The organism is Pseudomonas sp. NPDC088429, from assembly GCF_044753305.1.
In the GTDB taxonomy this organism is placed as follows: domain Bacteria; phylum Pseudomonadota; class Gammaproteobacteria; order Pseudomonadales; family Pseudomonadaceae; genus Aquipseudomonas; species Aquipseudomonas rustica.
In genome coordinates this window covers 158288-180925 of record NZ_JBIVMX010000002.1, presented here as the reverse complement: position 1 = coordinate 180925, position 22638 = coordinate 158288, and the positions used below count along the sequence as shown (strand labels likewise).

18 protein-coding genes and 1 pseudogene are annotated in these 22638 nt (G+C 57.6%); 7 read left to right on the top strand and 12 right to left on the bottom strand.

What is annotated here, in order from left to right:
* Positions 1 to 29 precede the first annotated feature (29 nt).
* The 5 genes and pseudogenes from ACIP66_RS02350 to ACIP66_RS02330 form a co-directional block, all read right to left on the bottom strand.
* Complete coding sequence (locus ACIP66_RS02350; RefSeq protein WP_400644954.1) at positions 30 to 1217, bottom strand: pyridoxal phosphate-dependent aminotransferase; 1188 nt, start codon at positions 1215 to 1217, stop codon at positions 30 to 32.
* Between the two features lie 41 nt (positions 1218 to 1258).
* On the bottom strand, positions 1259 to 2122 hold the full coding sequence (locus ACIP66_RS02345) for a methyl-accepting chemotaxis protein (protein ID WP_400645157.1): 864 nt from the start codon (positions 2120 to 2122) through the stop codon (positions 1259 to 1261).
* A pseudogene (locus ACIP66_RS02340) lies at positions 2117 to 2884 on the bottom strand (MCP four helix bundle domain-containing protein); the annotation flags it as partial. The gene ACIP66_RS02345 and the pseudogene ACIP66_RS02340, both read right to left, overlap by 6 nt.
* A 335-nt stretch (positions 2885 to 3219) precedes the next feature.
* The gene (locus ACIP66_RS02335; protein ID WP_400644951.1) at positions 3220 to 4362 is read right to left on the bottom strand and encodes a glycerate kinase; all 1143 of its coding nucleotides are present in this window, start codon (positions 4360 to 4362) and stop codon (positions 3220 to 3222) included.
* Positions 4363 to 4552: 190 nt separating this feature from the next.
* Positions 4553 to 5677, bottom strand: a complete 1125-nt coding sequence (locus ACIP66_RS02330) for a sugar diacid recognition domain-containing protein (RefSeq protein WP_159812346.1) — start codon at positions 5675 to 5677, stop codon at positions 4553 to 4555.
* Between the two features lie 171 nt (positions 5678 to 5848).
* On the opposite strand from ACIP66_RS02330, the gene ACIP66_RS02325 reads away from it, so the two are divergent.
* From ACIP66_RS02325 to rarD, 3 genes are all read left to right on the top strand, one after another.
* Entirely contained in the window at positions 5849 to 7159 is a 1311-nt protein-coding gene (locus ACIP66_RS02325; RefSeq protein ID WP_053120336.1) for an MFS transporter, read from the top strand.
* Positions 7160 to 7338: 179 nt separating this feature from the next.
* On the top strand, positions 7339 to 8352 hold the full coding sequence (locus ACIP66_RS02320; RefSeq protein WP_400644948.1) for an aldo/keto reductase: 1014 nt from the start codon (positions 7339 to 7341) through the stop codon (positions 8350 to 8352).
* A 193-nt stretch (positions 8353 to 8545) separates the two neighbouring features.
* A complete protein-coding gene (rarD, locus tag ACIP66_RS02315; RefSeq protein ID WP_400644946.1) occupies positions 8546 to 9427 on the top strand; it encodes an EamA family transporter RarD in 882 nt (293 codons plus the stop codon).
* A gap of 158 nt (positions 9428 to 9585) precedes the next feature.
* On the opposite strand, the gene hppD is transcribed toward rarD, so the two are convergent.
* Positions 9586 to 10662 (bottom strand): 4-hydroxyphenylpyruvate dioxygenase, encoded by a 1077-nt coding sequence (hppD, locus tag ACIP66_RS02310; protein ID WP_053120348.1) that lies wholly within the window; start codon positions 10660 to 10662, stop codon positions 9586 to 9588.
* 595 nt (positions 10663 to 11257) lie between these two features.
* Here hppD and ACIP66_RS02305 point away from each other — a divergent pair.
* Positions 11258 to 12793: an EAL domain-containing protein gene (locus ACIP66_RS02305; protein ID WP_159812349.1), complete on the top strand. Its 1536-nt coding sequence runs from the start codon at positions 11258 to 11260 to the stop codon at positions 12791 to 12793.
* A gap of 233 nt (positions 12794 to 13026) precedes the next feature.
* The gene (locus tag ACIP66_RS02300; protein WP_053120358.1) at positions 13027 to 13392 is read left to right on the top strand and encodes a histone-like nucleoid-structuring protein, MvaT/MvaU family; all 366 of its coding nucleotides are present in this window, start codon (positions 13027 to 13029) and stop codon (positions 13390 to 13392) included.
* Positions 13393 to 13599: 207 nt separating this feature from the next.
* Here ACIP66_RS02300 and ACIP66_RS02295 read toward each other — a convergent pair whose 3' ends face one another.
* The gene (locus ACIP66_RS02295; protein WP_400644941.1) at positions 13600 to 14118 is read right to left on the bottom strand and encodes a DUF4946 domain-containing protein; all 519 of its coding nucleotides are present in this window, start codon (positions 14116 to 14118) and stop codon (positions 13600 to 13602) included.
* A 140-nt stretch (positions 14119 to 14258) separates the two neighbouring features.
* On the opposite strand from ACIP66_RS02295, the gene gloA reads away from it, so the two are divergent.
* Positions 14259 to 14780 carry a lactoylglutathione lyase gene (gloA, locus tag ACIP66_RS02290; RefSeq protein WP_400644938.1) on the top strand — a complete coding sequence of 174 codons (522 nt, stop codon included), beginning with the start codon at positions 14259 to 14261 and terminating at the stop codon, positions 14778 to 14780.
* A 174-nt stretch (positions 14781 to 14954) separates the two neighbouring features.
* Here the strand turns inward: gloA and ahpF are convergent, their stop codons facing one another.
* The 3 genes from ahpF to ACIP66_RS02275 form a co-directional block, all read right to left on the bottom strand.
* Positions 14955 to 16517 (bottom strand): alkyl hydroperoxide reductase subunit F, encoded by a 1563-nt coding sequence (gene ahpF / locus ACIP66_RS02285; protein WP_400644936.1) that lies wholly within the window; start codon positions 16515 to 16517, stop codon positions 14955 to 14957.
* Between the two features lie 123 nt (positions 16518 to 16640).
* A complete protein-coding gene (gene ahpC, locus ACIP66_RS02280) occupies positions 16641 to 17204 on the bottom strand; it encodes an alkyl hydroperoxide reductase subunit C (RefSeq protein ID WP_007912224.1) in 564 nt (187 codons plus the stop codon).
* Between the two features lie 136 nt (positions 17205 to 17340).
* Entirely contained in the window at positions 17341 to 18273 is a 933-nt protein-coding gene (locus ACIP66_RS02275) for a site-specific integrase (protein WP_400644935.1), read from the bottom strand.
* Between the two features lie 177 nt (positions 18274 to 18450).
* Between ACIP66_RS02275 and ACIP66_RS02270 the strand changes: the two genes are divergently transcribed.
* A complete protein-coding gene (locus ACIP66_RS02270) occupies positions 18451 to 19467 on the top strand; it encodes a DNA-binding protein (protein WP_400644933.1) in 1017 nt (338 codons plus the stop codon).
* On the opposite strand, the gene gorA is transcribed toward ACIP66_RS02270, so the two are convergent.
* Together gorA and ACIP66_RS02260 are read right to left on the bottom strand one after the other, a co-directional pair.
* On the bottom strand, positions 19464 to 20822 hold the full coding sequence (gorA, locus tag ACIP66_RS02265) for a glutathione-disulfide reductase (RefSeq protein WP_400644932.1): 1359 nt from the start codon (positions 20820 to 20822) through the stop codon (positions 19464 to 19466). The two genes, ACIP66_RS02270 and gorA, sit on opposite strands and share 4 nt — an antisense overlap.
* A 74-nt stretch (positions 20823 to 20896) precedes the next feature.
* Positions 20897 to 22423, bottom strand: a complete 1527-nt coding sequence (locus ACIP66_RS02260) for an MFS transporter (RefSeq protein WP_400644930.1) — start codon at positions 22421 to 22423, stop codon at positions 20897 to 20899.
* Positions 22424 to 22638 lie beyond the last annotated feature (215 nt).

Here is a 22638-nt window from a genome sequence, read left to right as displayed (position 1 = left end):
AAGAGGCCGGTGAAAGCAACACAAATCCATCAGGCACTGCGCACCTGTAAAAGCTGCGCCGCACACAACGCAATCCGCGCACACGCATCCGCCAGTTTCACCCGATCGACCACCAACCCAATGCGAATATGCCCCGCCGCACTCGGCCCGAACGCTTCACCGGCCAACACCGAAACCCCGTAACCTTCTAGCAACTGCGAAGCAAACGCCTGCGCACCCAACCCGGTCTGGCGCACATCGACCATCACAAACATCCCGCCATCCGGCCGGATCGGGTGCAAACCCGGGCATCCGCGCAAGCGATCGCAAACCAGATCCCGGCGCAAGCGATACTCCTCGCGCATCTGCGTCACCTCCGGCAAATCCGTCGCCAGCGCCACTTCTGCCGCTTTCTGCACAAAGTCCGGCAGCCCGAACAACATGCTCAACGACAGATTGACCAAATGCTCGGCCAACGACTTAGGCCCGATCGTCCAGCCGATGCGCCACCCGGTCATCGCATGGGATTTCGACAGACTATTGATCGTCGCCGTGCGCTCGGCCATGCCCGGCAGGCTCGCCGGGCTGACGTGCTCGCCTTCATAGAGCAAATCGCTGTAAACCTCGTCGCTGATCAGCCACAGATCATGACGAATACACAGCGCCGCCAGTTCCTGCCAGATCAGCAATGACAGGCTCGCGCCGCTGGGATTGTTCGGACTGTTGAGCAACATGGCGCGGGTTTTCGGCGTGATGCGCGCAGCGACATCGGCAGGATCCACGCGAAAACCGTTCTCCGGCCGCACCGGCACCGGCACGACTTTCGCCCCGCAAGCACCAAACACCCCTTCGTAAGTCACGTACATCGGCTCAGCGACAATCACCTCGTCGCCGGGATCCAGCAGACATTGCGCCACCGAATACACCGCACATTGCGCACCGGGCATGACGATCACATTGTCAGCATCGACGGCCTGACCACTGCGCCGCCGATGCCGCTCGGCAATCAACTTGCGCAACTCCATACGGCCACGCACTTCGGAATAATGCGTGTCGCCGGCCAACAAACTGTCGATGGCGCCGTGAATGATCGGCAACGGCGTATCGAAATCCGGATCCCCCACACTCAACAACAAAACATCGACCCCCTCGGCGCGCAGCTCCAGCGCGCGGTCGTGAATCTGCCAGGCAGCGGCTCCCTCCCCGGCGATTCGTTGGGTCAAGGCTGAATAGCGCATGTACGTCTCCTGATGGCGCGGATTCCAGCCTTCACCCTATCTCAAATCACAAAACGCGCCACCATCGCATTCAAATCCACCGCCAGACGCGACAATTCATGCGTCGCAGCACTGGTCTGGTTGGCCCCGGCTGCCGATTGCGTGGCGAGGTCGCGGATGTTGACCAGGTTGCGATCGACTTCGCGCGAGACTTGCGCCTGTTCTTCCGAGGCGCTGGCGATGACCAGATTGCGCTCGTTGATCTGGTGGATCGACTGGGTGATTTGCTCGAGTGCCACACCGGCAGCGCGGGCCATTTCCAGGGTGGATTGGGTACGCTGGTTGCTTTGCTGCATCGACGAGACCGCTTCACCGGTGCCGTTCTGGATGCCAGCGACCATTTTTTCAATTTCCTGGGTCGACTGCGCGGTGCGATGGGCCAAGGCGCGGACTTCGTCGGCCACCACGGCAAAACCACGGCCTGCTTCACCGGCTCGGGCGGCTTCAATGGCGGCGTTGAGCGCGAGCAGGTTGGTCTGTTCGGCGATGGCGCGGATCACGTCGAGCACTTTGCCGATGTCGCGACCTTGCGTAGCCAGGCCTTCGATCATGTGCGCGGTGTTCTGCACGTCGTGGGTCATGGTCTGAATCGCGTCGACGGTTTTCACCACTTGATCGCGACCTTCGCGGGCGGCTTGCGTCGACTGGTTCGAGGCTTCGGAGGTCGAGACGGCGTTGCGCGCGACTTCTTCGACGGCGGCGGTCATCTCGTTGACGGCGGTGGCGGCTTGTTCGATTTCGTTGTTTTGCTGTTGCAGGCCACGGGAGGCTTCTTCGGTGACCGCGCTGAGTTCTTCGGCGGCCGCGCCCAGTTGCGTGGCGGATCCGGCGATCTGTTCGATGGTTTTGCGCAAGTTGGTTTGCATCGACGCCAGTGCCTGAAGCAAACGTGCCGGTTCGTCGTTGCCGTCGACTTCGATGGTTTTGCTGAGGTTACCGTCGGCAATGGTTTGCGCCGCGAACACGGCGCGATTCAACGGGGTGACGATGCTGCGGGTCAGCAACAGCGCCAGTAGTACCGTGGCAAGGGAGGCAACCACCGCGACGATAATGATGCCGGTGATGGCGCTGTCGTAATATTTGCCTGCTTGGCTGGACGCAGTTTTCGCGTCAGTGGCGTTGATTGCGATCAGTTTGTTGAGCTGCTCGCCCATCTGGTCGGTGCCGTCCTTGATCCGCGTGTTGATCAGGGTGCGCATCTCATCGACCTTGTCCTGACGCGATAGCTCCATCATCTGATTTTGCGCTTGCATGTAATTGTCGAGCGTCGCGGCGAACGCCTTGTACTGCGCGAGTTCTTCGCCGCCGGCCGGCAATGCGGCATAGCTGGCCTGAGCGCTGCGAACCTTGTCGACGAGCACGCCGATTCGCGTTTGCGCTTCTTGCAAACTCGCCGGCTCACGATTGACTAACACCCGAAACGACAAAATGCGCAGGCGCAGGACGTTCTCGGTCACGACGCCGAGATAACCGACGCTGGGCAACTGATTGGTCTCCATGTCGATGGAAGCCTGGCGGATGGTGGTCATGCGATTGACGGCGAACACGCCGAGCACGATCACCAACAAAGCGATAAAAGCAAAACCGAGGAAAGCACGCGGGGCGATGTTCAGATTGCGCAAGGACATAGTTGGACTCTCGGATGATAGAAACTACGAGCGTCCATGCCCTGATCACTGGCCCGTGGGGTGGGCTTCAGTCCGGCGTCACTGTTTTAGAATGCTTGTGCTCGCCTGATAGCTGTATCGGCCAGGCTTGAGGAAGGTTGCGGGTAAAGCGCAAATATTTTTCCGATTGTTTCAGCAATGAAACACCAACGCCCCCCTGTGGCGAGGGGATTTATCCCCGTTGGGCTGCGAAGCGGCCCCCAGCAATCTGTCAGGTAAACCGCGCGTACAGGTATTGCGACTGCTGCGCAGCCGAACGGGGATAAATCCCCTCGCCACAGGGGTTCTCTTGCGGTTTAGAAATTACGGTGAGCCATCTGCCAGACGCGCGCGATATCGGTCGCGCGTTCACGCAGCAAACGCGGCGCTTCGGCGCACGCTTGCTCCAGCGTCATCGGGCCGCTGGTCACGGCAAATGCGGCATCGATGCCGTGACCGTAGAGTTCCTGATAGCCCTCGCCCAAGGTGCCAGCGATCACGATCACCGGTACGTTGTGCTGCTTGGCAATCCGCGCCACGCCAAACGGGGTTTTGCCGCGCAAGGTCTGCGCATCGAAACGCCCTTCCCCGGTGATCACCAGATCCGCACCCTTCACTGCTTCGGCGAGACCAACCAGTTCGGCCACCACTTCAACGCCTGCCTGAAACTGCGCACCAAGAAATGCCTTGGCGGCGAAACCCAGCCCACCCGCTGCGCCGCTGCCTGGCTCATCACGAACGTCTTTGCCCAATGCCTGCGAGCACAATTCGGCGAAATGGCCGAGGGCTTGATCGAGTTGCTGAACCTGCGCCGGCGAGGCACCTTTCTGCGGGCCGAAAATCGCCGAGGCACCGTGCGGGCCGCACAGCGGATTGTTCACGTCGGCGGCAATGTCGAAACGCACTGCGGCCAGACGCGGATCGAGGTCACTCAGATCCAGTCGCGCCAGTTGCGCCAAAGCCAAACCGCCCGGCACCAGCGCTTGCCCTTGCGAATTGAGCAATTTCACGCCGAGTGCCTGCATCGCCCCAGCACCCGCGTCATTGGTCGCACTGCCGCCAATCGCCAGAATCACCCGTTGCGCGCCGGCATCCAGCGCGGCACGAATCAATTCACCGGTGCCGAACGTGCTGCTGATGCACGCATCGCGCTGCCCCGGCGGCACCAATTGCAAACCACTGGCCTCGGCCATTTCGATAATCGCGGTGTGGTTGTGCGGCAACCAGCCCCACGCCGCCTCAACCGGCGCGCCCAGCGGGCCACGCACGCGGGTGCGGCGCAGTTCGCCTTCGCAGGCCGCAAGAATCGACTCGACCGTGCCTTCGCCACCGTCGGCCATCGGGCATTTGACCAAAGTGGCTTGCGGCCAGACTTGCGCCAGGCCAAGGGCAATGGCTTCGGCAACGCCTTGGGCACTCAGGCTGTCCTTGAACGAATCGGGGGCGATGACGATTTTCATGCGAATTCTCCAGTTCCAATGCCCCTCATGCTGCCAGTCGGCATGCGCATTGACGCCAGTCCGCTGCACAAGTGGCGCGGGCGTTTATTGTTCATTTTCACAAAAGCAGGTTGCATACGCCCGTGTAGGAGCTGCCGCAGGCTGCGATCCTTTGATTTTGCTTTTAAAAGATCGCAGCCTTCGGCAGCTCCTACAGAGGGTTTGAGTCAGTCTGGGGAAGCAACTGCACCCCAAGATAAAGCGCCAACATCCCATCCAGCCGCAGCGGATCAACGCCACTGAGCTCGGCAATCCGCTCCATCCGATATCGCAGACTATTGCGATGAATCCCCAACGCATCCGCACAGGCCTGACTCTGCCCGTCGTGCTCGCACCAACTGCGCAGCGTCGCCAATAACTGACCGTTAGCGTCCTTGGCGATGACTTTGCGCAGTGGCTTGAGCAGTTCATCCAGCGCATCATCGTTGCGGTGCCGCCACAACATCACCGGCAATCGATAACGATTGAGCGTCAGCAAACGCGAGTGCGGCAACACCTCGCGACCATAAGCCAGTAAATCTCCCACGCGACGATAACAACGCCGCAATCCGCCAAGGCCGTCCGCCTGCCCGCCGACCGCAATGCGCAACACCTTCCAGCCGAGGCCATCGAGTTTTTCCAGCAAGCGATCGTGCTCGACGTTCTGGCTCGCCGGCCGACACCACAGCAACGAAGTCTTCGCCGAACTCACGCACCAACTGTCCGGATAGCGCGAGGTTAGCCAAGCACTTAGCGCCTCAACTGTTTGCCCCGGCCCGTGCTCCAGCCCCAATTCGAACAGGTATGGGATCCGCGTCAATTGTGGTTTGAGGCCAAGTTGCTGCGCTTCATCGACCAGGCGCGGCGAATCCCCCGCCTCACTCAGCAGCAACGCCAGCAGATCATCACAACGCTGACGCCGCCATTGCTGCTCAGCCTGCTGATTGCGCTGGCCGACGAGCATTTCCGCGGTCATGCGCACCAACTCGGCGTAAGTGCGCAGCAATTCCGGCTCGCCGGTGATGCCGAGCACGCCGATCAAACGCTGATCGAGCAGCAGCGGCAGGTTGATCCCCGGCTGCACGCCCTTGAGATGCACCGCCGTCTGCGCATCGATTTCGACCACGCGACCGTTGGCCAACACCAGTTGCGCACCCTCGTGACGAGTGTTGATGCGCTCCGGTTCGCCACTGCCCAGAATCAGACCCTGGCTGTCCATGACATTGACGTTGTAGGGCAAAATGGCCATGGCCCGGTCGACGATGTCCTGGGCAAGGTCGTGATCGAGTTCGAACATAACGGCGGCAATCCTTATTTTCTGGCACTGACAGTTGTTCAGCCGCACAGGGTCTGGCGGCAAACCCTGTGCTCAGGCACAAAGACAATCCGGCCACAGGTGACCGAGACTCTCGGGGCGATCAACGTTAACCTGTGCATCGCAAAAAATCATAATAAAGAGAGAGCCGCTATGTCGCACAGCGCCGCAGCTACCCAGACCAAAGACGACGATAAAAATGCCGTTTATAAACGCATCACCCTGCGTTTAATCCCCTTCATCTTCATCTGCTACTTGTTCAACTACCTCGACCGGGTCAACGTTGGATTTGCCAAACTGCAGATGCTCGACGCACTGAAATTCAGCGAAACCGTATACGGCCTCGGTGCCGGTATTTTCTTCATCGGCTACGTGCTGTGCGGCGTGCCGAGCAACCTGGCGTTGACCAAGTTCGGTCCGCGGCGCTGGATTGCGGTGATGATGATCACCTGGGGCACGCTGTCGACCTGCCTGTTGTTCGTCACCACTCCGACCGAGTTCTATACCCTGCGCCTGTTTACCGGTGCCGCCGAAGCCGGGTTCTTCCCGGGCGTTGTGCTGTATCTCTCGCAGTGGTTCCCGACGTTCCGTCGCGGCCGGATCATGGCGCTGTTCATGTCGGCGATCCCGGTTTCCGGTTTGCTCGGCAGCCCTTTTTCCGGCTGGATTCTCAACCACTTCGCCGCCGGCCAAGGTGGTTTGGCCGGCTGGCAGTGGATGTTCCTGCTGCAAGGCATTCCAACCGTGGTGCTCGGCGCCCTCGCCTATTTCCTGCTGAGCGACAGCTTCGCCAACGCCAAGTGGCTGACCCCACATGAGCGCGCGGTACTTGAGGCGGATCAGGCTGAAGATCTGGCGAACAAGCCGAAGACCACGTCCGACTCGTTGCTCGCAGTGTTCAAGAACCCGGCGATCTGGGCCTTCGGCCTGATCTACTTCTGCATCCAGAGCGGCGTGTACGCGATCAACTTCTGGCTGCCATCGATCATCAAAAACCTTGGCTTCAGCGATAACCTGGTGATCGGCTGGTTGAGCGCGATCCCGTATCTGCTGGCAGCGGTATTTATGCTGGTAGTCGGTCGCTCGGCAGACTTGCGCAAAGAACGTCGCTGGCACTTGGTGGTGCCAATGCTGATGGGTGCGATCGGTCTGGTGATTGCGGTGAATTTCGCGGCTAACCCGGCGATTGCGATTCTTGGTCTGACCATTGCGACCATGGGCGCGCTGACCGGTTTGCCGATGTTCTGGCCGGTGCCGACAGCGATGCTGAGCGCAGGTGCTGCTGCCGGTGGTCTGGCGTTGATCAACTCGATGGGGCAAATGGCTGGGTTCCTCAGCCCGTACCTGGTGGGTTGGGTCAAGGACAGCACCGGTTCCACCGATGCTGCGCTGTATCTGCTGGCGGGTGTGATTGTCGGCGGGAGTTTGCTGGCGTTGCGCATGACGCGGACGTTGCGGGCTTAAATAGCAGCAAAGGTCAAAAGATCGCAGCCTGCGGCAGCTCCTGCCTTGGAATACGTTTCCTATAGGAGCTGCCGCAGGCTGCGATCTTTTTGCGTTTAACGAGCACAACAATTCACTTTGCCCCGCACCACGCTTCTGGTATTTGATTAACGCTTTCCCACCGATAAAAGGATGTCGGCATGAGCTATCGCACACTGGGTCACTCGGGGTTAAAGGTGTCCACCCTCACCCTCGGCACGATGATGTTTGGCGAACAAACCAGCGCCGAAGATTCGTTGCGCATCATCGACAAGGCCTGGGATCAGGGCATCAACTTTATCGACACCGCCGACGTTTACACCCAGGGCCGCTCCGAAGAAATCGTCGGTGAAGCGATTGCCCGTCATCGCCATGACTGGGTGCTGGCGACCAAGGTCGGTTTCGGCCCGGTGGACGGCGTGCCGAACCGCAGCGGTTTGAGCCGCAAACATATTTTCAATGGAATTGATGCGAGCCTGACGCGGCTCGGCACCGACTACCTCGACATTTATTACCTGCACCGCGAAGACCACAACACGCCGCTGGAAGTGACCGTGTCAGCGATTGGCGATCTGATTCGTCAGGGCAAAATTCGCTACTGGGGCCTGTCGAACTACCGTGGCTGGCGGATTGCCGAGGTGATTCGCATCGCTGACCAACTCGGCGTTGATCGCCCGGTGATCAGCCAACCGCTGTACAACATCGTCAACCGTCAGGCCGAGACCGAGCAGATCACTGCCGCGCAAACTTACGGCCTCGGCGTGGTGCCTTACAGCCCGCTCGCCCGTGGCGTGCTCAGCGGCAAGTACGCGCCGGACGTAACGCCAGACGCCAACAGCCGCGCGGGACGTCAAGACAAGCGCATTCTGGAAACCGAATGGCGCGTGGAGTCGTTGCGTATTGCTCAACAAATTCAGCAGTACACAGAACAGCGTGGTGTCTGCATGGTTGAGTTTGCGATTGCCTGGGTGTTGCACAACAGTGCAGTGACCTCGGCGATTGTCGGGCCTCGGACTGAAGAGCAATGGGATGCGTACACCAAAGCGCAGGCGGTGAAGATTACGGCCGAGGATGAAGCATTTATCGATTCGCTGGTGACACCGGGACATGCGTCGACGCCGGGCTTCAACGATGTGAGCCATTTTGTGTCTGGCCGTAAACCCCACACAGCCTGACGTCCCCGTGCAGGAGCTGCCGCAGGCTGCGATCTTTTTATCTTTAAAAAGCAAAATCAAAAGATCGCAGCCTTCGGCAGCTCCTACAATTGCTCATCTGTATGTGTTGAAAATAATGACCATCCGGCCAATATTCAGCACAAAAACCACGTATCCTTCGCGCCCCGTTTGATCACCCACCCGCGAGGACAGTTTGTCTAAAGGTATCGCTTTATCGGTTTCGGCCTCGGTGCTGTTTGCCGTCATGTATTACTACACCTCGCTGCTCACCCCGTTGAGTGGCGTGGAAATCTTTGGCTGGCGGATGCTGCTCACTGTGCCGTGCATGACCGTGTTCATGCTGGTGTCCGGTGAATGGCGGCGGGTGCTGGAGCTGGTTCGGCTGATGGCCGCGAAGCCAAAGTTGATCGCCGGACTGATCGTCTCGGCAGCCCTGCTCGGCGTGCAACTGTGGCTGTTCATGTGGGCGCCGCTCAACGGCTACAGCCTTGATGTCTCGCTTGGCTACTTCCTTCTGCCGCTGACGATGGTGCTAACCGGGCGAATTGCCTACGGCGAAAGCCTGTCGTACCTGCAAAAGATTGCGGTGTTCTTCGCCAGTCTCGGCGTGTTGAACGAGTTGTATCAGGTCGGCGGATTTTCCTGGGCGACGCTGGTGGTCGTGATCGGCTATCCGCTGTACTTCGTGCTGCGCAAATACCTGAAGACCGATCACCTCAGTGGTTTGTGGGTCGACATGACGCTCATGCTGCCAATTGCCTACTGGTTTGTGCAGGGCGGCGAGCAAGGTTTCGGCGTGTTCGATCAATACCCGGGGCTGATGTGGCTGATTCCGCTGCTCGGTTTGATCAGTGCATCGGCGCTGGTGGTGTACATCATTGCCAGCCGTTTGCTGCCGTTCAGTCTGTTTGGATTGTTGAGTTACGTTGAGCCGGTGTTGTTGCTCGGCGTGGCGTTGTTGCTGGGTGAGAGCATCAAGTCGGGGGAATGGCTGACGTACATTCCGATCTGGCTGGCGGTGATTGTGCTGGTGTTCGAAGGCTTTAAACACCTGATGCGTCAACGCCGTCCTTAAAAGCAAAAGATCGCAGCCTTCGGCAGCTCCTACATTTGGAATGCATTTTCCCTGTAGGAGCTGCCGAAGGCTCGGGCCGCGATCGGACGATCTTTTGATCTTAAAAAAATCCCGGCTCTGCAACTCTGCAGGCCGGGATTTTTCATTTCGTCAGCGGATTACTCAGTCGCAAGCACGCCACGACGCACCTGGTCACGCTCGATCGATTCGAACAGCGCCTTGAAGTTACCTTCGCCGAAACCATCATCGCCTTTACGCTGGATGAATTCGAAGAACACCGGGCCCATCAGGGTTTCCGAGAAGATCTGCAGCAACAGACGCTTGTCGCCCGACTCGGACGAACCGTCCAGCAGGATGCCGCGCGATTGCAGTTCATCGACTGGCTCGCCGTGATTTGGCAGGCGGCCTTCGAGCATTTCGTAATAGGTTTCCGGCGGCGCAGTCATGAAACGCATGCCGATTTTCTTCAGGCGATCCCAGGTGTCCACGAGGTTATCGCTGAGGAACGCCACGTGCTGAATGCCCTCGCCGTTGAACTGCATCAGGAACTCTTCGATCTGGCCGGCGCCCTTGGACGATTCTTCGTTCAGCGGAATGCGGATCATACCGTCCGGCGCGGTCATCGCTTTCGAGGTCAGGCCGGTGTATTCGCCCTTGATGTCGAAGTAACGGATCTCACGGAAGTTGAACAGCTTCTCGTAGAAGTTCGCCCAGTAAGCCATGCGACCGCGATACACGTTGTGCGTCAGGTGGTCGATGATCTTCAGGCCTGCGCCCACCGGGTTGCGATCAACGCCTTCGATAAACACGAAGTCGATGTCGTAGATCGAGCTGCCTTCGCCAAACCGGTCGATCAGGTACAGCGGCGCGCCGCCGATGCCTTTGATCGCCGGCAGGTTCAGCTCCATCGGGCCGGTTTCGATGTGGATCGGCTGAGCGCCGAGTTCCAGTGCGCGGTTGTAGGCTTTTTGCGAGTCTTTAACGCGGAACGCCATGCCGCAAACGGACGGGCCGTGCTCGGCTGCGAAGTACGAAGCGACGCTGTTGGGTTCGTTGTTGAGGATCAGGTTGATCGCGCCCTGACGGTACAGGTGCACGTTTTTCGAGCGGTGGGTGGCGACTTTGGTGAAGCCCATGATCTCGAAGATCGGCTCCAGCGTGCCCGGCACCGGCGATGCGAGCTCGATGAATTCAAAGCCCATCAGGCCCATTGGGTTTTCGTATAAATCTGTCATGGTGACGCCTCATCATTTCTTATCAATTAACCAGGGTTATTTGTCAGTCATGCGAGGTCAGTGGGTGGCGCACAGGAGATGCCGCGCACACTGCGGGCGAGGAAGTCACCGTAGATCAGTTGAAACCCGAATATCTTCATTGTCGACCCAAGGCTCTTGCGGGCGAGGCTTCTGCTGCCAGAAGACGATTATTATTGTATGCGTAACCCGATTCTACACAGCGTAAATGGGCTTGTCTGCCCTCCCTATAAAATCCGCTTTTTTGCGCCCGGCGCAAGGGGTTTGTTGCACAGGTTGATCGGGCTCAACCTTGCGCGGCACCGGGGCCGAACAGCGCCGGCCCTGTTGATTCGCCGTGTCGGGCCGACGGAAAAGAGCCGCAGATGCCGTATCATTGCTGCCCCTTGATGCTCACCGAAGCGTTTGTTCGACGCTGGCGTGGTTTTTACCCAATTGGCAACACATATGCATCACCGATGAGCGGCGCAAGCGCAATCCGCCATCTATCATCCCTTCTGCCTGATCTCTTTTTCGGCGGCGCACGGTTGCCCGGCCTACATTCAAGAGCTCCACTTTTTTGCGACAGGAAGCGCCCATGCCGTTAACCGTCAGACACCGCCGCAAACGCAGCACGCGCCTTATCGTGACGCTGCTCAGCGGTTTGCTTCCCGTGATTCTGGGCAGCGTGATTCTTTACATGCAGGCCGAACGCACATTGCAGCAGAGCACGGCGCACACGGCCGAAGAAGCGTTGCGTCAGTTTGACCTGATGCTTGATAACACTGCGCAAGCGGCGCGACAGCTGCTGCCATTGGCCGGGCAACCGTGCAAGTCGGTGACGCTGGCGTTGCGCGAGCAAGTCACCCGTCGACCTTTCGTGCGCTCCACCAATCTGGTGTGGGACGACAATCTTTATTGCAGTTCGCTGTTCGGTGAGTTCAGTGAACCCGTCAACGCGGGCGATTACGCGCAGGGCAAATTGTGGTTGATGAATGGCAACCCGGTGACGCCCAACACCGCCCTGTTGATTTATCGCCTCAGTGAAGGACGCGGCGGCGCCTTGACCACCCTCGATGGTTACCACTTGAGCAATGTGCTGCGCCTCATTGGTCGGGACACGTTGTTGTTGCTGCAAGTCGGCGATAACTGGCTGTCCGCCGACGGCAAAACCCATCAGGGCGCACTGCCGGAATTGCCGGTCGCGCAAAGCATGCGTGACTCTGCTCACTATGCTTTCAGTGTGAGTGCAGGATTCCCCGAGGGTGAAACCTGGCGTTACATGAGTGATGAATATCCACCGTTGTTCAGTTTGCTGATCTTTTTCGGCGTGGTCTCTGGCGCGATTGGCCACATCGTGCAGAAGCGCTCGACCTCGCCGAGCCACGAAATGTTACGTGCGCTGGAGGCCGGCGAGTTCATTCCGTACTTTCAACCCGTGGTATATGGCGACAGTAAAAAATGGACCGGCACTGAAGTGCTGATGCGCTGGAACCATCCCAAAGAGGGGCTGGTGCGGCCTGATCTGTTTATTCCGTTCGCCGAGCATTCCGGACTGATCGTGCCGATGACCCGCGCGCTAATGCAGCAGACTGCCGCCCTCCTCGGCCCTTTATCGTCGACGTTTGTCGCGCCATTTCACATTGGCATCAACATCACCGCCAATCATTGCCAGGATCTGGAACTGGTCGAGGATTGCCGCGAGTTTCTTTCGGCATTCACTGCGGGCAGCATCACGCTCGTGCTTGAGTTGACCGAGCGCGAACTGATCGAGCCCACCGATATCACTCGTCAGCTGTTCGAGCAATTGCACACTTTGGGGGTGAAAATCGCCATCGATGACTTCGGTACCGGGCACTCGAGCCTCGGTTACCTGCGCAAATTCAATGTCGACTACCTGAAGATCGATCAGAGCTTCGTCGCCATGATCGGTATTGATGCGCTGTCGCGGCATATTCTCGATTTCATCATCGAACTCTCTGCCAAGCTCGATCTGGGTATTGTTGCCGAAGGCGTCGAAACGCAAGCGCAGGCCGATTACCTGACCGCACATAACGTTAACTTCCAGCAGGGTTATCTGTACGGCAAACCCATGCCGGCTGCCGACTTCATTAGTGCATTAACTCATCATTAACTAAATGGGCTTAAGCCGGGTGCGCCGACCGCGCGCACCAAATTGATACAAAAGATCGCTGTTGTTACATGAAGACAACAACAGGATTTACTCTTGACGCATTAACAACTACAATTTTTGTTGCCTGTGCAGAATTGGCAGGTGAGCCATTATCACCGAGTCGCTACAAGGCTCTTGGCTTATAGCTTTGTTTGCGGTTGGTATCAGCCAAATACATTATTGGAGTAAAGATATTGTCCAGACTCGCTGAATTTCGTGCAGCTGAAAAGGCCCTTCAGGAACAGCTCAAGCAGCTGGAATCGCTGAAGAACGATGCCGGGCTCAAGAAAGAAATCGAATTCGAAGAAAAGCTCCAGGGGCTGATGAAAACCTACGGCAAAGGCCTGAAGGACATCATCTCCATTCTCGATCCGAACCCGTCAAAATCCGGCCTGCAAACATCCGCAGCCCCTAAGACCCGCCGTGCACGCGTGGTCAAGGTTTATCAGAACCCGCACACCGGCGAACTGATCGAGACCAAGGGCGGCAACCACCGCGGCCTGAAAGCCTGGAAAGAACAATACGGTGCAGCCACCGTTGATTCCTGGTTGCGCGGTTAATCTCACGCCAACACAAAAGCCCTGCAGAAGCAGGGCTTTTTTTTGGACGATATCTAACAAATGCAACGAATGTCGCCAAGCAAGTTGCGATTGACGTGTAACGCGCACGAGTCAATTGCATCTATTGTTTCTTGGCTGAATGTTGCGAACGCTGCCGAAATTAACTTTCGGCTTAATGCCTTTGGGTATCTAGCACAGAACGGCGAATTAAAGTTTCAGGCTGTTTCGAGCCGCCGCTATTTCCTCAGCGCTTGCCTTATAAACCTCAGCCTGCCCCGCGTAAGAAAGAACATAAGCCTTGTCCGCATCGACCGCAGCGACCAAAGTTTGCGACAGCACATGACGACCGTTTTCAGTCACCGTACAAGTCGTTTCAAGTGCACTCAACGAGCCTAGATTCGCTGGATGCACGCGGTTGCAAACACTTTGATAGCCGCTCTGAAAAAAGTCCTTTTGTATCGACTTGCGCATTTCCAGCAACACGCCTTGCAGATTGACCTGATGACCGCTCTCGACTGGCGTCATGGTCAGCTCCATCACCATCACCTGATTGCCGTCGGCGTCATTTTTGACTGCGCGCTGACGTGAAACCTGCGGCGCGGCGTCCGTCAGCGTTTGCACCTCCCAGCCCGCAGGCCAGGTGATGCTCGGCGCATCGGCCAATGCTGCAGCGCTGATCAAGGCTACGCCGAAGAAAACCAACAGGGATTTGCACGGTCGGATCATTACCAAAGGCACTCAAAGGTTGAACCACAAAGTCTGAGGCCCGCCCGCACACAGGGCAAGCCCGCGCTTTGGGTTTGGCGATGCCGTTTGGCATGCGTATCATTGCGCCCATTCACTCGCCCATTGTTATTGGAGGGCCCATGAGCCTGCACGAATTGAACACTTTCCCCGGCGTCACCGCCGCGCCAGACAGCGCAACCCAAAATTTCGTTTTCAACCACACCATGCTGCGTGTGAAAGACATCACCAAGTCTTTGGACTTTTACACCCGCGTGCTGGGTTTCTCGCTGGTTGAAAAGCGCGATTTCCCGGAAGCCGAGTTCAGCCTGTACTTCCTCGCACTGGTCGATAAAGCCCAGATCCCGGCCGACGCAGCTGCTCGCACCGAGTGGATGAAGTCGATTCCGGGCATTCTGGAGCTGACGCACAACCATGGCACTGAAAACGATGCCGACTTCGCTTACCACAACGGCAACACCGATCCGCGTGGCTTTGGCCACATCTGCATTTCGGTGCCGGATATCGTCGCTGCTTGTGCACGGTTTGAAGAGCTGGGTTGCGATTTCCAGAAACGTTTGACCGATGGCCGCATGAAGAGCCTGGCGTTTATCAAGGATCCGGACGGTTACTGGGTTGAGATCATTCAGCCTGCGCCGATGTAACTGACAGCACAAAACCTCTGTAGGAGTGAGCCTGCTCGCGATAGCGATGTATCAGTCAATAGAATACTGAATGCACCACCGCTATCGCGAGCAAGCCAGCTCCCACATTGAATTTGTGTCAGGCACAAAAAACCCGTGATCGCTCACGGGTTTTTTATTATCAGCGCTGAAAGCTTACGCCGGCGCCGAAGTCCGGATCAGGTGATCAAAAGCGCTCAGCGAAGCCTTCGCGCCCTCGCCCACCGCAATCACAATCTGCTTGTACGGCACAGTCGTCACGTCACCCGCTGCAAAGATTCCCGGAATCGAAGTCTCACCACGGTTATCGACAATGATCTCGCCACGAGGCGACAACTCGATGGTGCCTTTGAGCCAATCAGTGTTCGGCAACAATCCGATCTGCACAAAGATCCCTTCCAGCTCGACCGTGCGCAGTTCATCACTGTTGCGATCCTTGTAGCGCAAGCCGTTGACCTTCTGCCCGTCGCCCGTCACTTCAGTGGTTTGCGCACTAGTGATCACGGTGACGTTCTTCAGGCTGTGCAATTTGCGCTGCAATACCGCATCGGCGCGCAGTTGCACATCAAATTCCAGCAGCGTGACGTGAGCAACGATACCGGCCAGGTCGATCGCCGCTTCAACGCCGGAGTTACCGCCGCCAATCACCGCAACACGCTTGCCTTTGAACAGCGGGCCGTCGCAGTGCGGGCAGTACGCTACGCCTTTGTTACGGTAATCCTGCTCACCGGGCACGTTCATTTCACGCCACCGCGCACCGGTCGCCAGAATCACGCTCTTGGCTTTGAGGGTCGCGCCGCTGGCGAAGTGGACTTCATGCAACTCGCCGTTTTTGCCAGGGATCAGCTTGTCGGCACGCTGCAGGTTCATGATGTCGACGTCGTATTGTTTGACGTGTTCTTCCAGCGCCGTGGCCAGTTTCGGCCCTTCGGTTTCCTGTACGGAAATGAAGTTCTCGATGGCCATGGTATCGAGCACCTGACCGCCGAAGCGCTCAGCGGCGACGCCGGTGCGGATGCCTTTACGAGCGGCATAAATCGCTGCCGAAGCACCGGCCGGGCCACCGCCGACGACCAACACATCAAAAGCTTCTTTGGCGCTGATTTTTTCGGCCTGACGTTCAATGGCGCCAGTATCGAGTTTGGCGAGAATCTCCTCCAGGCCCATGCGGCCCTGGCCGAAGTTTTCGCCGTTCAAGTAGATGCTCGGCACGGCCATGATCTTGCGATCGTTGACTTCATCCTGGAACAACGCGCCGTCGATGGCGACGTGGCGGATGTTCGGGTTGAGCACCGCCATCAGGTTCAGCGCCTGAACAACATCCGGGCAGTTCTGGCAGGACAGCGAGAAGTAAGTCTCGAAGCTGAACTCGCCTTTAAGCGAGCGAATCTGCTCGATCACTTCAACGCTGGCCTTCGATGGATGGCCGCCGACTTGCAGCAGGGCCAGCACCAGCGAAGTAAATTCGTGGCCCATCGGGATGCCGGCGAAACGCAGACTGATGTCGGCGCCCGGGCGGTTGATCGAGAACGATGGCTTGCGTGCATCGTCACCGCTGTCGATCAAAGTAATTTGGCTCGAAAGACTGGCAACGTCTTTCAGCAGTTCCAGCATTTCACGGGATTTCGCACCGTCGTCGAGGGAAGCAACGATCTCGATCGGCTGGGTGACGCGTTCCAGGTACGATTTCAACTGGGCTTTAAGATTGGCGTCCAACATACGGGCGATTTCCTTTATTTGAGGCGAAAAAAAGCCCGAGCGAATCTCGCCCGGGCATTTTTTGGGGCGGTGCAGCGTACTTAAGAAGGTGCGGCGTACCGCCCTGAGTTGCGTGTCACAGACTTAGATCTTGCCGACCAGGTCCAGGGACGGAGCCAAAGTGGCCTCGCCTTCTTTCCACTTGGCTGGGCAAACTTCGCCTGGGTGAGCAGCAACGTACTGAGCAGCCTTGATTTTGCGCAGCAGCTCGGAAGCGTCACGGCCAACGCCGCCATCGTTCAGTTCAACGATTTTGATCTGGCCTTCAGGGTTGATCACGAAGGTGCCACGGTCAGCCAGGCCAACTTCTTCGATCAGCACGTCGAAGTTGCGGGAGATGGCGTGGGTCGGGTCGCCGATCATGGTGTATTCGATTTTGCCGATGGCTGGCGAAGTGTTGTGCCAGGCAGCGTGGGCAAAGTGGGTGTCAGTGGAAACGCTGTAGATTTCTACGCCGAGTTTCTGGAAGGCAGCGTAGTTGTCCGCCAGGTCTTCCAGCTCGGTTGGGCAAACGAAGGTGAAGTCGGCTGGGTAGAAGAACACGACCGACCACTTGCCTTTCAGGTCAGCGTCCGACACTTGAACGAAGTCGCCGTTTTTGAACGCGGTAGCTTTGAACGGTTTTACTTGGCTGTTGATGATAGGCATTGATGACTCTCCGTCAGGGTTGTGAATTCGATGGGAGAATCCTAACCACTCGCTCGAAGGATGGCTCATTGGCAAACCTGATGCTGCTGATATGTTTTGGCTATTAGGCAACTGTATTAATAGAAGAAATGGATATCTAGGCGGGCACGTCGGTAATCCGCGCCATTCCTTGAAACGGGCTGACCTCGACATAACGCATCGCAGACTTCATGTCCTTCCAACCGACGTAGCTCATTAACGATTTCAAATCCCAACCACTTTGATGCGCCCAAGTGGCGAAGCCGCGCCGCAGGGAATGGCTGGTGTAGTTTTCAGCAGCGATCCCGGCACGCTGCAAGGCCTGGCGCAGTAAAGGGATGATGCTGTTGGCATGCAGGCCCTCCTCGTTCAGATTGCCCCAGCGATCGATGCTGCGAAAAACCGGGCCGCGCACCAGCGCTGCTTCGGTGATCCAGTCGATGTAGGCCTGAACCGGGCACAGCTTTAACAGCGCCGGCGCTTGATAGGTCTGCCCGAGGTTTTCCCGATCGCCCTTACTGCGTGGCACATAAAGGGTGATGCCTTTGCCGGCATGGGCTTGCACATGTTCAATCTGCAAGCGGCACAGCTCATCGCTGCGGAAGCCCCGCCAGAATCCCAGAAGAATCAGGGCGCGGTCGCGGTAAGCCTTGAGCAGCGCCGGGCGATCCTGCTGTTCTTTAGCGGTTTGCACTTCGTGCTCCAGCCAATCGATGACGCGCTGCAAATCCTGCAACTGCAACGGCTCGGCCTGCTTCTCCTGTGCCGGGTGCAGGGCGCGAATGCCTTTGAACACCTGGCGCACCACCGGCGCCTTGGTCGGATCAGCAAAGCCCTGACTGTTATGCCACTGCGCCAACGCTGACAGACGCAGCTTCAGGGTGTTGATCGATAACTCCCCGGCATGCGCCACCAGATACCGCGCGACGCTATCAGCCGTGGCTGGCAGGAACCCGCCCCACTTCACTTCGAAATGTTCAATGGCTGCACGATAGCTTCGGCGCGTGTTGTCACGGGTGGCGGCTTGCAGATAGCGATCCAGATCGCTCATGGGCTGTTTTCTCGCTGGCGTACTGATTCAAGGATGCAGATGTTCATTTTGCCGCCTGACACTGGGTAATACCAGTATATCCCGCGTCTTTAATATCGATGATTTAACTTTATTTTCAGCATGGTACACTGCGTACTTAGGTGGCATGTACCACAGTATGAAACCGTAGGAGTTCACATGGCCCGTGGCGGCATTACCAAAGCACTGGTGCAGATCGCGCGCACAGCGATTCTGGCTCGCGGAGAACACCCGAGCATCGATGCAGTACGCATTGAAATGGGCAACACCGGCTCGAAAACCACGATCCATCGCTATTTGAAAGAGCTGGATGATGGCGCTCAGCCGACTGAAGCATCAGCAGAACCTATCGACGATGAGTTGACCGCCCTCGTCTCCCGCCTCGCTCAGCGCCTGAAAGAACAGGCGCAAGAACCCATCGAACAAGCTCGCGAGCAGTTCGAGGAACAGCGTGAGGCACTGGAGTCGGAGCTGAAGCAGGTTCGTCAGGCGCTGGAAAAAATCGAGCATGAGCACGATATCCAAGGCGCAGCGCTCGCGCGCGAATCCGAAGCGCTGAACAACACGCGCTCGATGCTGCAAACCGAACAAACCCGTAACGCCGGTTTGAATCAGGCCTTGGCCGACTTTGAATTGCGCCTGCAGGACAAGGACGAGCAGATTCGCTCGCTGGAAGAAAAGCACCTGCATGCTCGCGACGCACTTGAGCATTACCGCAACGCCACCAAAGAGCAGCGCGAGCAGGAACAGAGCCGCCACGAAAGCCAGGTGCAGCAGATTCAGGCGGAACTGCGTCAGGCACAGCAAAGCGCACTGGTGCGTCAGGACGAGATCACTCAACTGCATCGCGATAACGAGCGCTTGCTCACGGAAAACCGTGGCACCCAGCGCGAATTGAACCTTACGCAGGATCAGCTCAAGCAGAGCAATCAGCGTCAGGATCAGTTGCTGGAACAAGCGACGCGCATGGACAGCGAACGCACCCTCCTCCAGGAACGTTTACGCGTGGCCACACTGGAAAGTCAGACACTCAAACAGAACGTCGAAGAGCAGGCGCTCCTCAATCAGTCACTGGAAAAGCAATTAAGCAAAACGCAGGCGAGCCTGGAAGAAAGCCAGCGTCTGGCGGCTACCGTTGCGGCAGCGCCAGACTCGGCCAAACCGAAGGACGCTTAAGCGCCGACCGGTGTACGCATGGTGACAAACTCTTCGGCGGCCGTCGGATGCACCCCGATCGTGTCGTCGAAGTCGCGCTTGGTCGCGCCTGCCTTCAGCGCAATCGCCAGGCCTTGGACGATTTCGCCAGCGTCCGGGCCGACCATGTGGCAGCCGAGAACTTTGTCGGTCTTGCCGTCCACCACCAGCTTCATCAGCGTTTTCTCCTGACATTCAGTCAAGGTCAGCTTCATCGGGCGGAAGCGGCTTTCGAACACCACAACATCGTGGCCAGCCTCGCGCGCTTCCTCTTCGGTCAACCCGACCGTGCCAATGTTCGGGAGGCTGAACACCGCCGTCGGGATCATCTTGTAATCCACCGGACGATATTGCTCAGGCTTGAACAGACGACGCGCTACGGCCATGCCTTCCGCCAATGCCACTGGCGTCAGTTGCACTCGACCAATAACGTCGCCGAGGGCCAGAATTGACGGCTCAGTAGTCTGGTACTGATCATCGACCTTGATGAAGCCTTTGTCGGTGAGCTGCACATCGGTGTTTTCCAGTCCGAGATTGTCGAGCATCGGACGGCGACCGGTCGCATAGAAAATGCAATCCGCCTCCAGCTCGCGACCATCCTTGAGAGTGGCTTTGAGGCTGCCATCGCCCTGTTTATCGATGCGCGCGATGTCGGCATTGAATTGCAGATCCAGACCGCGCTTGGTCAGCTCTTCCTGCAAATGTTTGCGCACCGAACCATCGAAACCGCGCAGGAACAGATCACCGCGATACAGCAGCGTGGTGTTCGCGCCGAGTCCGTGGAAAATCCCGGCGAACTCGACCGCGATGTAACCACCACCCACCACTAGTACACGCTTAGGCAGCTCTTTGAGAAAGAACGCCTCGTTGGAACCAATCGCGTGTTCGTGCCCCGGAATTTGCGGAATCTGCGGCCAGCCGCCGGTGGCGATCAGAATGTTTTTCGCGGTAAAGCGTTCACCATTGACCTCGACTTCATGAGGCCCAACGATCTTGGCGTGCGCCTCATGCAAGGTCACACCGCTGTTGACCAGCAAGTTACGATAAATGCCATTGAGGCGATTGATCTCGCGATCCTTGTTGGCGATCAGCGTCGCCCAATCGAAGTTCGCTTCGCCAAGGCTCCAGCCAAAACCGGATGCTTGCTCAAAGTCTTCAGCGAAATGCGCGCCGTACACCAACAGCTTTTTCGGCACACAGCCGACGTTGACGCAGGTACCGCCCAGATAACGGCTCTCGGCCACCGCCACTTTCGCGCCGAAACCGGCTGCAAAACGCGCAGCGCGCACACCGCCGGAACCGGCACCAATCACATAAAGGTCAAAATCGTAGGCCATTTCTATCTCCTCGGCAGGCGACCAGCATACCTGCCGACGCTCATTGAGCAAGTCTCCAACGGATTTGCCCTGCATTAGCAACGCCAAGACTCCTCCACCGCCTTAGCTTCAGGTATCCGCAAGGTGCGCCAGGTGATCAGCATCGCAACGAGCGCCAGGCCGAAAGCGGCCCATGACACCAGCCCCACACCACCCTCAAACGCCAACGCCGCTTGCGACATCAGCGTCTGCGCTTGCTCAGCGGATAACCCGGCGGCGACAGAAAGTGCGCCGGAGAGCGTCTCGCTCGCCAACATAAACTGAATGTCGTTCAAGAAGGCCGGCAGTTGCAAAGCGCCTCGATAGTACGCCGTGACCAGACCACCAAGCAGAGTAGTGCCCAGCACCACGCCCACTTCATACGCCGTCTCACTGATTGCAGAGGCTGCGCCCGCCTTCTCCGGCGGCGCGGTAGACAAAATCACATCGTTGGTCACTGTCGTAATCGCGCCCACCCCGATATTTAGCAAGGCGAACGCTGCCACCCATACCGCCAGACTGCCGCCCATGCTCGCCACCAGCAGAAACGCCGAGCCGACGAATCCAGTCAGAATCGGAATCAGGACATGCACGGGCATACGTTTCGCAATCGGCACGACAGCCATCCCGACGATGATCGCCATGATTTGCCCGGGCACGAGCGCCAGACTCGCACTCAGCGGCGACATCTGCAGAACGATCTGCAAGAACTGAGTGGTGAAGAAAACAAAACCTACAAGAAAAGCGAGGCTCATCAGATTGATCAGAATTGAGCTGCTGAAAGCGCCATTGCGAAACAGGCTCAAGTCCATCAACGGCTCAGCAAGGCGCGACTGACGCCGCACGAATATCCAGCCTGCAAACAATCCAATCAGAAACGTGATCAACACTACCTCGTCGATACCGTCACTGGCGCCGTGCTTGACGCTGTAAACAATAGCTCCCAACGCGACCATCGATTGCACAATGCTCACTGGATCCAGCGATCCTGACGCATCCCGCTCCGACTCAGGCAGAAACAGCGGCCCAAAAACCAATAGCGGTATCAGCACAGGCACCGCCAATAGAAAAATGGCGCCCCAATCAAAGAACTCCAGCAGCACCCCGCCGACCAAAGGCCCTAACGCCGAACCCACCGTCAACGTTGTCGCCCAGATCGCCACGGCCAGTCGGCGCTCGTCGCGATCTTCAAACACCCAGCGTATCAACGCTAAAGTCGAGGGCATCAGCATTGCGCCGAAAATACCCATACAGGCACGCCCGATGATCAGTTGCATGGCTGTTTCGGAATAGGCAGTCAAAACAGAAACGACAGCAAAACCGAAGGATCCCGCGAGCAGTAATTTTCGATGCCCGATCCGGTCACCCAAGCTGCCCATCGACACCAGCAAACCTGCCAGCACCAACGAGTAGGCATCGATCATCCACAGTTGCTGACTAGCGGTTGGGTGCAACGCTTCTGCGATTTTTGGCAGTGCGAATCCCAACACCGTGTTGTCAACGGTCACCAGCAACACTGGCAGCATCAGAACGGCAAGACTCATCCAGCGCGTTTTACTTGCAGGCTTTGCTATCAACACCACGGGCAATTCTCCTTATTGCCAAAAATGATTCCACGGCAATGCCGTGAAACGCCTCTCCTGCACTCATCCCTGGCAAGAGCCCGTCAGTTCAGCAGTGAATACACCTTCTGACAAACGCTCATTTGTTTCAGTTTGCATCCCAAGAACAAGGTCAGAGACCGTGTCTTTTTTCGGCACAAAAAAAACGCCCCGAACCGGTCGGGGCGTTTTTTGGC